11 protein-coding genes are annotated in these 13,696 nt (G+C 60.1%); 3 read left to right on the forward strand and 8 right to left on the reverse strand.

Annotation, left to right across the window (positions count from 1 at the left end; genetic code table 11):
* Positions 1–651: 651 nt before the first annotated feature.
* Both BM118_RS07930 and BM118_RS07935 read left to right on the forward strand, forming a co-directional pair.
* Entirely contained in the window at positions 652–2,919 is a 2,268-nt protein-coding gene (locus BM118_RS07930; RefSeq protein WP_143099442.1) for a hypothetical protein, read from the forward strand.
* A gap of 3 nt (positions 2,920–2,922) precedes the next feature.
* A complete protein-coding gene (locus tag BM118_RS07935; protein WP_092183737.1) occupies positions 2,923–4,437 on the forward strand; it encodes an MBOAT family O-acyltransferase in 1,515 nt (504 codons plus the stop codon).
* A 34-nt stretch (positions 4,438–4,471) separates the two neighbouring features.
* Here BM118_RS07935 and BM118_RS07940 read toward each other — a convergent pair whose 3' ends face one another.
* The 8 genes from BM118_RS07940 to BM118_RS07975 all read right to left on the reverse strand — a co-directional run bounded on the left by BM118_RS07940 (position 4,472) and on the right by BM118_RS07975 (position 12,334).
* Positions 4,472–5,224: an ABC transporter ATP-binding protein gene (locus BM118_RS07940; protein WP_092183739.1), complete on the reverse strand. Its 753-nt coding sequence runs from the start codon at positions 5,222–5,224 to the stop codon at positions 4,472–4,474.
* 80 nt (positions 5,225–5,304) lie between these two features.
* Positions 5,305–6,054, reverse strand: a complete 750-nt coding sequence (locus tag BM118_RS07945) for an ABC transporter permease (protein WP_177234094.1) — start codon at positions 6,052–6,054, stop codon at positions 5,305–5,307.
* A 193-nt stretch (positions 6,055–6,247) separates the two neighbouring features.
* Positions 6,248–7,216 (reverse strand): aldo/keto reductase, encoded by a 969-nt coding sequence (locus BM118_RS07950; protein WP_143099444.1) that lies wholly within the window; start codon positions 7,214–7,216, stop codon positions 6,248–6,250.
* Between the two features lie 20 nt (positions 7,217–7,236).
* Complete coding sequence (locus tag BM118_RS07955; RefSeq protein ID WP_092183746.1) at positions 7,237–9,219, reverse strand: B12-binding domain-containing radical SAM protein; 1,983 nt, start codon at positions 9,217–9,219, stop codon at positions 7,237–7,239.
* Positions 9,185–9,814, reverse strand: a complete 630-nt coding sequence (locus tag BM118_RS07960; RefSeq protein ID WP_092183748.1) for an NUDIX hydrolase — start codon at positions 9,812–9,814, stop codon at positions 9,185–9,187. The genes BM118_RS07955 and BM118_RS07960 overlap by 35 nt, the downstream gene beginning before the upstream one ends.
* A complete protein-coding gene (locus tag BM118_RS07965; protein WP_092183750.1) occupies positions 9,804–10,823 on the reverse strand; it encodes a GHMP family kinase ATP-binding protein in 1,020 nt (339 codons plus the stop codon). The genes BM118_RS07960 and BM118_RS07965 overlap by 11 nt, the downstream gene beginning before the upstream one ends.
* Before the next feature lies 1 nt (position 10,824).
* A complete protein-coding gene (locus BM118_RS07970) occupies positions 10,825–11,799 on the reverse strand; it encodes a GDP-mannose 4,6-dehydratase (RefSeq protein WP_092183752.1) in 975 nt (324 codons plus the stop codon).
* Between the two features lie 4 nt (positions 11,800–11,803).
* On the reverse strand, positions 11,804–12,334 hold the full coding sequence (locus tag BM118_RS07975; RefSeq protein ID WP_092183754.1) for a dTDP-4-dehydrorhamnose 3,5-epimerase family protein: 531 nt from the start codon (positions 12,332–12,334) through the stop codon (positions 11,804–11,806).
* Between the two features lie 290 nt (positions 12,335–12,624).
* On the opposite strand from BM118_RS07975, the gene BM118_RS07980 reads away from it, so the two are divergent.
* A complete protein-coding gene (locus BM118_RS07980) occupies positions 12,625–13,662 on the forward strand; it encodes an NAD-dependent epimerase/dehydratase family protein (RefSeq protein WP_143099445.1) in 1,038 nt (345 codons plus the stop codon).
* Positions 13,663–13,696 lie beyond the last annotated feature (34 nt).

A 13,696-nucleotide genomic window follows, 5' to 3' on the forward strand; every position in this document is an offset into this window, starting at 1 on the left:
AAAGTGGCAGGCGCGAGCACGATGGATCAGGTTCCCGATCAAACCAGGCTGCAGCACCACATCGCGACGAAACAACACGTCGCGCGCGCCGCCCGCCGAACGATCATTCCCCGTTGTCCCCGACACCAGGCCCCCAGCGGCCATACGCCGGGCTCGCGGCGACCAGGACCGAGAACACCTTCGCCAAGTGGCTTTGATCGGCTGACCCGGCCGATATTGCGATCTCGGGTCGCGACAGGTCGCGCACTGTCATCGGCTGCTTGGCCGCTGCCGCGCGCGGAGTGGAGGAGCCACTGGTGCGGCGGCGGACATCGCCGCAGGACGGCGAGCAATCTCATTTCCGATCGCGTGCCGGCATATGATCGTCCGGCCCATCCGGCCGGCCGATTTCAGCGTCTGTCTCTCGGGCGAGAACATGAGTATCCATCTTGCGCGCAGCCGGACGGAAATCACGGGATTGGGCGACCATCAACCCCGAGTTTGCAATGCAGATCTCTGCTGCAGCGCACGGCCGAAAAGTTCAGAACCGTCAAGCTCAAGCAAGCGCTGATAGCTTGCTCCTGTTCGCGTTCCTGCCCATTTGACCCTCGTGGAGTCCTTGGATAGGTTGCGCTCAACCTACGAAGTCAACTCAAGCGAGCCACGACCAAGGTGAGCGCATTCGTCTCTGCGACCAGCAAGGCTGTCGATCCCGCATCGTCAATCGGCTCCAGCTTTCGACGCTTTACCGTCGGATTCATTGGATTTGTAGCGATACCTCCGTTCGCCCTCTCCGCGCTCATCGTATTGGTTGATCCCTACTACGTGTTCGGAACCCCTGACATTCCGGGGATCAATGTCGTGCGGCCGCGCTACGAAAGTCACGTTCCCGCCGTGAAGCCTTATCAGGTGCGGCGAATCAAACCCGACGCCGTCATATTGGGTAGTTCCCGCGCCGAGGTCGCGCTCGATCCGCAGCATCCCGGTTGGGCCGACAAGAATGTCTTCAACTTCGGCCTGCCTTCGGCCACCAGCTACGAGGTCATGCTGGCGTTTCTCCACGCGCAATCAGTTGCACCGCTCAAGCAAGCCGTGATCGGCCTGGATTTCTTCGGCTTCAACATCTTCTTTCCGCGCGACCAAGCATATCTGGAGGGTCGATTCTCCGGCGACGGGGTTCAGGCCTTCGCCGATTTTCTGACGGGAGAGCTTGCAAAGCGCCGGCCTGAAGGCGCGGGCAAACCTTCTGCCTCCGTTGCGACGCCTGTGCCCGGAGAAGTGACCCGCAGGGAGGCTCAGCCCGCGCTGCCGACGGAAGCCGCCACGGACCCCGCTTGCAAAGACGCGGACCGTGAGAAATGCACGCAGGCCGAGATAGCGGAGGGCAGTCCCCCCACCGACTGGGACGAAGCGCTCTACCTTCGACTCTATCCGGATGTCGCCGCCGAAGTTCGGCGAGGCACCTTCGTCAGCGGCTATCACCACTATCTTGCCGCCGGGCGCACCGAAGGCCGGCAGAGCGGAGCGGCGCCACCTGGCTGGAACGAGGCGCAATATCTTCGAATCCATCCCGATGTCGCTGCCGAAGTTCGGCGAGGCACTTTCGTCAGCGGCTATCACCACTATCTTGCCGCCGGGCGCGCCGAAGGCCGACAGGACGGCACGCCGCCGCCCGGCTGGAGCGAAGAGCTCTATCTGCGCGTCAATCACGACGTGAGAAACGAGGTCGCCCGCGGCACCTTCATCAGCGGCTATCACCACTATCTCGCCGCCGGCAAGGTGGAAGGTCGCGAGGGCGGCTTCACGCCGAAGAGTTGGAGCGAGACGAGATATCTGCAAGTCAACCGCGACGTCGAATATCAGATCTCGCAAGGTCTTTTTCTGAACGGTTATCACCACTATCTCGCGGCCGGACGTGCCGAAAAGCGAATGGGCGGATTCCTCCCCGACGGCTGGAACGAAGCCAACTATCTGTCCAAGAACCCCGATGCACGCATCCGATTGGCGCTCGGCGAATACGGCGACGGCTATTCGCACTACGCCGCAGTCGGTCAAAAGCAAGGATTGACGGGCGGATTTCCGCGCGCCGATCTTTCGGACGCGCTACTGTCGCGTTGGCAGACGCTCGGAAGAGCATCGTTTCAGATCGGAGAGCTATTCCGCCTGATTTTTTCGACAACGGCAGTGCGCGACGCACTCGCAACACTTCGCGGGCAATCGGAGCCCGTGTCGTTCGACAGCCGTGGCATGCGTATTTGGGATTGGCAGGACGACAACATTCGCAAGGACGGCGGAAACGGCCAGGTTTTCCGCAACAACATTCTAACCTGGCGGTGGTACGTTTGGCTCATGCCGCCGCGGTATATGTATTGCTTCAACAACACCGACACCGGAATGAGCAGTTTCGAAGCATTCCGCTTCCTGGTTCGGCGGGCCCATGAACGGGAAACCGATCTGCGACTCTTCATGACGCCACTACATACTTCGGTTCGGCAATTGTTCGTCGCGCTCGGCCTCTCCGGCCGTTACGAATTCTGGCAGAGGGAATTGGTCCGAATCAATGAAGAGGAGGCTGCGCGTGCCGGACGCAAACCGTTTCCCCTGTGGGACTTCAGCGACGCCAACTCGGTGGCGCGTGAAACCGTTCCGGAACGTACCGATCTAACGCCGATGCGCTGGTTCTGGGAGTTTTCGCATTACCGCCATGCGGCCGGCAATCTCGTCCTCGATCGCATCTTCGGACATGGTCGTCCGGAATCCGCGCTGCCCGCCGATTTTGGCCTCCGCCTGACGGGTGAGAACATCAATGCGCACCTCGCGCATAGCCGGGCGGGAATTGCCGATTGGGCGGCCACCAATCCCGAATTTGCAGCGCAGATCTCCGCCGCGACCCAAGGCTCGAAGGTTCAGAATCGTCAAAGCCAAGCGACGTGTTGGTAATCCTTGCTGTTCAACTCGCCCGTCTTCCTGTTCGTCTTCCTGCCGATCACGCTCGGCGGCTTTTACCTGCTTGGTTGGCTGCGCGGGCGGAATGCGGCGCTGCTGTTTCTGCTTGCTGCATGCCTGATCTTCTATGCCTATTCGAGCCTGTTCAACTTCGTTCTCTTCCTTGTTTCGGTGGTCGTTAATTTCCTCTTTGGCTACGCGATCGCGCATTCCGGCCTGAGCTCGCGAGCATGGCTGATCGGCGGAATTGCGCTCAATCTCGCGCTGATCGGCTACTTCAAATACACCGGCCTTATCATCTCCACCGTCAACGGATTATTTTCGGCCTCGTTCTTCATTCCAACCATCGCGCTGCCGGTCGGGATTTCCTTCTACACTTTCGAACAGATCAGCTATCTGATCGAGACCCGGCAACAGAAGCGGGCCGAACCGTCGCTGGCGCGCTATTCGTTGTTCGTCAGCTTCTTCCCCCATCTGATCGCCGGCCCCATCATCCGCCCGCATCAGCTGTTGCCGCAGTTTTCCGCCCCGACTTTCGCGCATTTCTCCTGGCAGAATTTTGCATTCGGCATCAGCTTCCTGCTGTTCGGTCTGTTCAAGAAGACCATCATCGCGGACAGCATGGCCGCCTACGCCTCGCCTGTATTCGCCTCTGCGGCGAGCGGCGGGACGCCCGGCTTCGTCAACGCCTGGGGAGCCGCCCTGGCCTACACCTTCCAGATCTATTTCGACTTCTCCGGCTATTCGGACATGGCGATCGGCCTTGGCCTGATGTTCGGCGTCGTCCTCCCCTTCAACTTCAACTCGCCCTACAAGGCGACGAGCATCATCGACTTCTGGCGGCGCTGGCACATCACACTGTCGCTGTTCCTGCGCGACTACGTCTATATTCCGCTGGGTGGCAACCGGTCCGGTCCGGCCCGGCGCTATGTCAACGTCATGCTCACCATGCTGATCGGCGGCCTCTGGCATGGCGCAAATTGGACGTTCGTCGCCTGGGGCGGGTTGCACGGCCTGTTCCTGCTCGTCAATCACGCCTGGCGGAATCTTCGCGGCGAGCGCGAGGTCAATGCCGTCGGGCAGTGGATCGCGCAGATTGCCACCTTCCTCCTGGTCGTGCTCGCCTGGGTTTTCTTTCGGGCCGAGAGCTTCGATGCGGCGCATCGCATTCTCGATGGCATGAGGGGCATGCACGGCTGGCTCCATGGCCCTCTCCTCGATCCTGCTCCGGGATTCTCGGAGACGCTGAAGGCGATCGGCGTCAGTGTTGAAGACGACCGGCTCGCCGGCGGCTTGCTGCTCAGTTGGTTCGTCGCGTCATTCGCGATCGTGTGGGGGCTGCCGAACACCCAGCAATTTCTTCTCGGCGAGGGCCGCCCGAAAGACGCCCGGCTGGCCTGGCGTCCGACGCTCGGCTGGGCGGCGGCGCTCGGCCTGCTGTTCGGCGTCGCCTTCACCTACAATTTGGTGGCCGTCAACCGCGTGAGCGAATTCATCTACTTCACTTTCTGAAGCAGCATGACCTCGAACGGCTCATGACGGCGGCTCAGCCCAGCCCCTCATAAAAGGCGAAGCCTTCGTCGACACCGCCAAAGAAGACGCTCTCGCCCTTGGACAGCACAAGCGCCTTGGTGCACATCAACCGGCACAGGTCTTTTGAATGTGACGCCAGCAGCAATATCCGCGCGCGGCTGACGAACTGGTTCACCCGCTCGCGCGCCTTCTCCTGGAAATGTGCGTCGCCGGCGCCGATGCCTTCGTCGATCAAGAGGATGTCGGGATTCTGGGCGGTCGCAAGCGCGAACGCGAGCCGCGCCTGCATGCCTGCAGAGTAGATGCGCGTGGGCAACGACAGATAAACGCCGAGTTCGGTGAATTCCTCGATGTCGCGCACCAGGTCCTGATACTTGTCGCTGGGCCAATTGTAGAGGTTTGCGATCAGCCTGATGTTCTCGTAGCCGGTAGCATCGGCGTTCAACGCGATGCTGCCGCTGAGCAGCGTGAACGCACTCCCCTTCACGTCCACCGAACCGGTCGACGTCGGATAGATTCCGGCAACCAGGCGCAACAGGGTGGTTTTGCCCGCGCCATTGTGGCCGATGAGGCAGACGCGGTCGCCCTCTTCCAGTTCGAGCGAGAGATTCTTCAAGGCATGAATGACGATGACGCCGTTGGTGCGGCTTGCCGAGTCCGAGCCGACCCGGACGTTGCTGAACGACGGCAGGCGGATCAGGCGGAGCGCATGGCTGTCGTAGATCGGTATGCTGACGTTGACGTTCTTCAGACGCACGTGAGTCATGGGTCAGCCGCTTCTCAGGGTCATTGCTTGTTTGAGCATAATCTTATCGGAAAACCGGTGCCCCCCTTTTCCGACATTCTCTAGACGCAGAATGCGAGTTGACCGCGCATCCGGCGATAAACGAAAAAGGCCAGGCCATAACCGGCCACGGTGAACCCGAGAACCGTCAAATAGTGCGCGAGCGGCGGGACCTCGCCGAGCAGTGGATTGCGGATGATCTCGATGAAATAGAACAGCACGTTGTATTCGACGAGGAATTGCCGGTTGCTGGCGATTTGCCGATAATTCCAGAATATCGGTGTCACGAAGAAAGCGAGTTGCATCAAATTGCGCACGATCAGTTCGACGTCCCGGTACCGCGCACAAATGAAGCCGAGTACCATCACGATCCAGAAGCCGTTGACGAACAGCAGCACGATCCCCGGGATCGCGAGCAGGCTGGTCCAACTGAGTGGCACGAGCGCGAACACGATGCCCATCACATAGATGATCGCGTGATGACCGAACGTGATCATGATCTTGAAGACGGTTCGTCCGACATAGAGACCAAGACCGAGTGTCGAATTGCTGAGATATCCGGCATTCCTGACGAAGGCACCGCCTCCCTCGATGACCAGCGCCGACATGGCCGACCAGACGATGATGCCGACGCCGACATAGGCGATGATATCGGAGATACTGCTGCCGAAGATTGCCGAAGAGACGACGCTCAGGCCCAGCAGCATCACGAGAACGTTGAGGGTCTCCCACAGGGGGCCGATTCTCGACCGCCGATACTGGCAAACCGTATCGAGCCACGCCCAGCTCAGGGCATTCGACAACGTGTTCAAGACCCCGTGGATCGCTGACATCACGGGATGCGGTTCTGAGATCGGCTTTACAACGGTTGAGACCAAGACCACTCCCGACTTCGTGCGACACTCCGCGTCAGGCGCCCGAACCTGGGTATTGCACCCGACGGGCGGACCGGACGAGAAGTCCGCGCGAAAGAACTTGCGATGCCCCGCAAGATTACCCCAAACGTCAGGCCCGCAACCGGGCTTCGTAACGGCGGTAGACGCCTTCGATGCCCAGCATGACATCTGGCCCAAGCGGCCCCTGCTCGCAAGCCGCGACGCTGGCCAGAACTTCGCTACGCGTTAGCATGCCTGGAATCACGGTGGCAACTCCTTCGACCGAAAGGCAAAATCGCAATGCCAACGCAACGCGATTCCCGGGCGTATCGGCCCAATCGACGCCGCCGACGACCGCTTCGGCGGCCTCGATCCAGGTGACGATTCGATCTCGTGGCCATCTGCTGCGGTGGTCGTTGGCAGGAAATGCGGTGTCCTTGCCAACACCTCCGGCCAGAAATCCCGAGGCGAGCGGCGTACGGGCGATAATGCCTATGCCCCGCGATGCCGCCTGACCGGGCAATCCGGCATCGATCGCACGCCAGTCCAGTATGTTGCAGTTGACCTGAAAGCACCCGACGCCGGCCACATCGATCAGCGCGAGCGCGTCCTCCGGCGAGAGCGTCGAGATACCCCAGCATCTGACCTTGCCCTCGGCAACAAACCGTTGCATCAGCTCGACGACTTCGAGGCCGCCCATAACGATGTCCGGACTGCCGTTGTGGAGCTGGAGCACGTCGACGTAATCCGTCCGCAGCCGGCGCAGACTGCCTTCGAGCGATGTCCGCAACGCCGCCGGGCCGAAGTCGTATCCACGATAGGATGCCGTGATGCCGACCTTGGTGGCGATGACGACATCGCTTCGGCGGCCCTCGAAGCACTCGCCGATCAGTTCCTCGCTGTGACCGTCTCCGTAGACGTTCGACGTATCATAGAAGGTGATTCCGCGGTCGAACGCCGCATTCAGGGCACGAAGCGATTCCTGGTCATCGGTCTCGCCGTAGGAGGTGGCGCCTGGCGTGCAGCCCCCGATGCCCCAGGCGCCGAAGCCGATGGCCGAAACCATAATTCCGGTGGAGCCGAGCGGCCGATAGCGCAAGGGCTTGGCTCGCTACGAGGTCAGTAATGTCCGGCGAGCTGCGGCTCGGCCGGGATACTGCGGTTGATATAGAGATAGGCGCCCTTCTTGTTGCCCCACCACACGACTTCTCGGCACCAGTCAAGAATATCGGAATAGCGGGACTTGCTGCGCTCGATCAATACCTCGGACGGCGCCTCGCGCAACGCCGCCGGCGCGCCTTTGCGCACATTGTCGCAGAACTCAAGGACGTTGTAGCGCGTGGACATCCGAACATCGTCCAGCACGAACGGTTGCGAAATCAAGGCCGCGTTCAGCTTGATCGCCTCCTTCACCGCGCCTTCGAGCAGCGGCCAGGATTGATCGACCATGGACTTTGCGAGCAGATCGGGCAGCAGCCGCTCCGCCTCCGCGTAGAATGTCTGCAACCGCCCTTCCGAGGTCAGCTTGATGAACATGTATTCGTCGGCCGGCCAATAGATCCCGAGCCATTCCTTCGAATAGACGTATTCGGGTCCGCCATTCTGCATCGACAGCGCCTCGCTGTCGAAGAACTCGCGTACGCTGCGAATGACGGGATACTCTTCTTTGGAGGCCGTCAGGAACGCATCGATGATGTCGCGATAGGCCAGCCCGCCGAGCTCGCATGCCACCATCATCGGCAGCTGCAGCAGCTTGTCGAAATGCAGGAAGGCCGCCATCCAGCCGAACACCCGCGTCTTGCGCCAATCCTCCGGCGGTAACGAATAGGTTGCAATCACGAGGTCCTGAACCTCGGGAACATCGTCGGGCATCTGTTCGCGCGTGCCGTGGATGTTGATGATCTCGGACTGCACCGTCACCATCTCGAACTTCTTGAGATAGTCGGGGTTGCCCATTTCCGCGTTAGGCAGAATGGTCAGATTGTTGAACTGCACGCGGTTGTGTTGACCAAGCCGGATCAGCTTGTCTACGCCGCTCCGGAACGTGTCATAGGTCTCGCCGGGCAGTCCGAGGATGATATCGCTATAGGTCTCGACCTTGTCGGCCGTGAATCGCCGCGCCAGTTCGAAATAGGTCTCCAGCGAGATGTTGTCGCGCTTGATGTTCTTGAGCGTGGTCGCATCAAGACTCTGCATCGATAGCGCGACCCCCTTGTTCAGCTTTGCGTCCGCCAGGATCTTCTGGGTCTGGTAGGCGCGCTCAGTGGCATTCTTGGTGTTCTGCACCGAGAACCCATGGGGAAATCCGGTCCGCTCACGGATCTCCGCCACCGCCTCCGCGATTTCAACGTCGCGCTTCTGAATGCCGAAATTGGCGTCGCAGACGAAGATATATTTGACCTCGTGCCCGGCAAACCAATCAAGCTCGCGACGCAGACGATCGAATTCGAACTTGGTCACCTTGCCGGCAGTCGCCGAGCCCCAATCGCAGAACGTGCACTGGAACGGGCAGCCGCGATTGGTCTCCCAGAGACCGATCCACTGCTCTTCCGGGTTACTGGCGATCAGGCCATCGAAGATGCCGTTCAGGAACGGCGACGGCAGCTCTTCCAGGTCGCGCATCCGCTCGACGGGCGCGGCGCGCACGAAGTTGCCGGCGGCGTCGATGTAACTGATGCCGCGAATTCCGCTCCAGTCGCGCTCCGGAAGCCGGTTCAGCAACTCGACGAAAGTCTTCTCCCCCTCGTTATGGACGACGAGATCGATAAACGGGTTGCTGCGCAGGAAGCTTTCGGCATGGTCAGGCACATGCGGTCCGCCAAAGATCACCAGCCGATCCGGGTGGAGCTGCTTGACGCGACGCGCCGCCTCCAGCGATATTCTGGCGTTCCACACATAGGCGCTGAAGCCGATGACGTCGGCGCGTTCCAGCCGGGCCACAATCTCGAACACCGGAATCCGCTTGTAGATCATCGGGAGGAAATCGAACTTGCCAGGCGGCAGCCGTTGTTCGGCGTAGGATTGCAGGCACGCAATCGAATACGGCAGGTAGTTCTGACCGGAAAAGCTATTGTTGATCTGGACGAGCCCGATCCGAACCATTGTCAGTTCCCAGGTCCCCACCCGCCGAAGTAGCCAGCACCGATTGGATACACGCCAGATCGGCTGTCAACAAGTCAATACCAAATAACTTCTCGGCCACATAGAGCCCGCCCAGCGCCGCGGTTTGGTCAAAACGATGCGATTTCACCAGATCAAGCAGCTCGGATCGTGGCAGGAAACGCACGGTTCCATGCTCCGTCCGCTGGTATCCCTTCGCCTCGTGGGCCCCCAGACCCACGAAGAAATGGTCGACCACATCTTCCCGCTGAAGCGCGAGGCGGCACGGGGTGATCGAGTGCCAACGCTCGCAGACCAGCCCCGTCTCTTCCAGAACCTCTCGAACGACGGCGGCCTCGAGAGTCTCTCCCGTGTCCACCGACCCCGCCGGCATCTCCAGCGTCACCCGGCCAAGCGGTGGGCGATATTGCTCGACCAGAACGACCGCTCCCGCGCGATCAAGCACGAAGGCAATGACGCCATTGGGACGAACCAGACAGTAATAGGGCTCCGTGGTTCCACTCGGCTCCTGACCGGGATCAACGGTTCTGATCTCAAACCAGGGGGTTTGAAAGACCGTCTTGAACTCAGCCGTCATTTGGCAAAATCACGTTATTCGATTGATGGACTGTGCGCACGCCTTCGCGCTCCAGTGCAAATGGCACGTTGACGCACTGGGGCGTCAGGGCATCGATCACAGCGGCCTGGCATTCCCTAGGCACATAGAGCAAGACAAAGCCCGTTCCACCCGCGCCGAGAAGTTTACCCCCGACCGCCCCTGCTCGCCGCGCCCGATCGTAGAGGTTGTCGATCTCCGGTGACGATACCCTGTCGCTCAAACAGCGCTTCAGCTGCCATGTTTCGTGCAGCATCCGTCCGAAGTCCATGAGGTCGCCGTGGCGCAGGATCGCCTCGCCCTCGCGGACCATCGCCACCATGCGGCGAATCTCGGCGACGCGGTTCGGCAGGTTCTGCGTCACGCTGAGCGCCTGGTCGGATGAAAAGCGGCTCCTCCCGGGAAAAAACAGCATGAGATTGGAAGAGAGTTCACGCTCGCGTTCGGCGGAGAGGCCGAGCGGATTGACGTCGAAGCGACCGTTCTGGTGGAAATTGATGACGTTCAACCCGCCGAACGCCGCCGCCACCTGATCTTGCGATCCGACGGTCTCCTTCATACGGACCTGTTCGAGCTCGATGGCCATTTCGGCGATCTTCTGCTGATCGGCCTTCAACCCACGCAGGCCCGTCAGCGCCTTCAACAACGCCACCACGAAAGTTGAGCTCGAGCCCATACCGACACGCGAGGGAAGATCGCCCTGATAGTGCAGTTCGATGCCAAGACTGTCGTCGAAATTGAGATAACGCAGACCTTCGCGAACGGCGGGATGCAGAATTTCCCCGATCGAATCGACCTGCTCGACGTAGCGCCAAACGACGCGGTGCTTCGTGCCGAGAAACGGCGGCAGATAGCGGCAGGTGATATAGATGTATTTGTCGATCGTGGTCGACAGCACCGCACCGGGCTCGTCACGATACCACTCTGGATAATCGCTGCCGCCTCCGAAGAAGGAGACCCGGAACGGAGCCCGGCATACGACCATCGACATGTCAGCAAACACCCTCCGCGCGAATCGCCTCGCGCTGATAATCGAGGAGATCGCTCAGGGTTTTCCGCGCCGGAATCTGCGGCGTCCAGTTCGTCGCCTTGTGGAATTTTCCTGAATCGGGAATCTGCAACGTGACGTCCGACGGACGCAACCGCCTCGGATCGACCTTGTGCTCGATCGGTACGCGCGCCAACGATTTCAGGGTCTCCAGGATGTCGCCCACCGTCATCGTCTCGTTACCGCCGATGTTGTAGACCTCGCCGCTTGGACAGTGGTCCAGCAGCAGCTTGTAGGCCCGTACCGCGTCGCGCACATCAGCCAACGTGCGCACGCTGTCGAGATTCCCGACGAGCACCGGACCGCACCTCTTGTTCGCCTCGATCTCTGCGATCTGCCGCGCAAACGAGCTTTCCGCAAAGACGTCGCCGCGACGCGGGCCGGTGTGGGTGAACATGCGTGTTCGCACCAGGTCGAGCTGATACGACAGCCCGTACTGACAGGCGATCATGTCCTCGCCGACTTTGGAGACCGCATATGGGCTTGCAGGGCGAAGCGGCGCTTGTTCCGTGATCGGAATTTCTTCGGGCCTGACCTGCCCATAGACCTCGGACGACGAGCAGATATGTACCCTCGGATTGATTCCAACGATCCGGATCGCATCCAGCAGATTGCACGTGCCGATGATGTTGCTGTTCAAGGTGTCCGCAGGCGCGACAAAGCTCATATCGACGTAGGACTGCGCCGCCAGATGATGGATGCGATCGGGCTTCACATTGCGCAACAGCACCACCAGGGAGTTCAGATCGCGCAAATCGCCCTGATGAAGCTTGACCTGCGACAAGATGCCCTTGATGTTTCGCAGCGGACTCCGCCACCGCACCAGCCCGTGGACTTCGATCTCGGGAAACGTCGATAGGAAGTATTCTGCCAGATGGCTGCCGACCATCCCCGTAATGCCGGTAATCAGGACTTTCATGATCTCATGCGGACGTTCCGCCGTCCCTTTGCGAAATGATGGGATTGTGGATGGGCCACCAGATTCTCAGTTCAGGATCGTTCCACAGCAACGTGAATTGCGATGATCGATCATAGGTTGTGGTCTGCTTGTAGTGGAACATCGCCGATTCAGTCAACACGACGTGGCCATTGCCAAATCCCGGCGGAACCAGAACCTGCTCGCGATTCCGATCCGACAGCGTGAACGCGGTCCATTGCCGATATTGTGGCGATTCCGGAATATTATTGACCACCACCAGATAAAACGCTCCGTGGAGGCACGAAACCAGCTTGGCCGTCTTTCGGTCGCCGTGGATGCCCCTCAAGACATGCTGCCGCGAAACCGAAATATCATCTTGAATGAATTCATAGGCGATGCCGGCGGCCTTGTACGCCGGGTCGTTGTAGAGCTCGACATATTCACCGCGAAAGTCCTCGAATACAGTGAGCGGTTCCACGACGAGCACGCCGTCCAGTGGTGTTTTTCGAGTCCTGGGCGGCAAATCAGCCGTCATATCAAACACCCCCTACGATTGTGACTCAAACACTATTGTTGATTGTAGTGATGATTATAGCTACGTTTCCGCACTGCGCAAACTCGAAGTTGCTTTGCAACCGAAAGGTGAAATCATAATTTGTGAAGCGCTCATCCTGGCCAGCGGTTCGGGTTGCCGGTTCCGCGCGATGTCAGTGACCGACCAAAACATTTGGCTGATATCGCCGGCCAACCATTCATCCCATTCAGGCTCAACCGACTGTTTGCTTCGGCTTCCAGCGGGCCGTGCATCAACGCCAGGTCCACAACGTGCTGCGCAGCAGCGAGCTCGATGTCGTACCGGCCTACCCGCGCCGCTTCTCGCAAGGAAGCAACATTTCCCGGGATGGCGGCGTGCCAGGAGTTCTTCGCCCGGCAAGTCGGGACTCGTTGCGTCGATATCGCAACTCCCGAAAGTCACCGGACGGCCCAGTTCTTTATCGATGGCCTGACAGAATGAACGACATCGTCGCGGCAAATCTCTCCTCACGGGCCACGCAACCCACGCGCAATGTGCTGGTAACCGGCGCGCGCAGCGGCCTCGGACACTCCGTACATCGCGCGCTCGGCGGGATCGCCTTTGTGCGCGGGATGTCGATCGACGATCCCTTGATTCGCGCCGCGGCGCCGTTCGACGCCATCATCCATTGCGCCGTCAATGCCGCAAAGGACGTCTCGATGAAGACGGCCTATGGCTACATGGCCGACAATCTCCTGCTGACGCAGCAGCTGGTCAACATTCCGCATCGCAAGTTCATTTTCGTGTCGACGCTGGCAGTCTATCCGCCGACCGGCCGCGCCATCCGCGAGGACGAAGACATCGACCTGCTTCCGCTCACAGGCCCCTATGCTTTCACAAAACTGTTTTCCGATCTCTACGTGCAGGAGCACGCAACCGCGCCCCTGATCCTGCGCACGACGACCCTGCTCGGTCCTTCCATTCGCGCCAGCACGGTCCACCGGGCACTGACCCAGAGAGATTGCCAGCTCTTCCTGGCGCCAACCGCGCGCTACAATTTCGTGATGCACGACGAAATCATCGACTTCATGATTCAAGCCATGGATTCCGGCCACACCGGCGCGTTCAATTTGGGATCAGAGGGCCTGGTCCAGTTATCCAGCATCGTCGATCAACTTGGCCTCTCCGTGCGCTATGGCGAGTATCCGTACGATATCGGGCCGGTGGACAGCCGCAAAGCTGGCGCGCTCCATCCCGCCTTTGCCCGGCCCTCCTGGCAGACGCTGAACAGGTATATCGATTGGCTTGGACCCGCCTATGTCGGCACCGGTCGACTGCGGGGACCTTGATGCCCGAAGATGTGTCGTAATGCGAGATCCCGCA

This window comes from Bradyrhizobium sp. cf659 (assembly GCF_900113725.1).
Lineage (GTDB): Bacteria > Pseudomonadota > Alphaproteobacteria > Rhizobiales > Xanthobacteraceae > Bradyrhizobium.

What these genes read in the sequence shown, in the direction of transcription:
- BM118_RS07960 (WP_092183748.1), bottom strand. Translation starts at nt 9,814, where the DNA reads ATGACGGCTGAGTTCAAGACGGTCTTTCAAACCCCCTGGTTTGAGATC.
- BM118_RS07940 (WP_092183739.1), bottom strand. Translation starts at nt 5,224, where the DNA reads ATGACTCACGTGCGTCTGAAGAACGTCAACGTCAGCATACCGATCTAC.
- BM118_RS07975 (WP_092183754.1), bottom strand. Translation starts at nt 12,334, where the DNA reads ATGACGGCTGATTTGCCGCCCAGGACTCGAAAAACACCACTGGACGGC.
- BM118_RS07965 (WP_092183750.1), bottom strand. Translation starts at nt 10,823, where the DNA reads ATGTCGATGGTCGTATGCCGGGCTCCGTTCCGGGTCTCCTTCTTCGGA.
- BM118_RS07970 (WP_092183752.1), bottom strand. Translation starts at nt 11,799, where the DNA reads ATGAAAGTCCTGATTACCGGCATTACGGGGATGGTCGGCAGCCATCTG.
- BM118_RS07955 (WP_092183746.1), bottom strand. Translation starts at nt 9,219, where the DNA reads ATGGTTCGGATCGGGCTCGTCCAGATCAACAATAGCTTTTCCGGTCAG.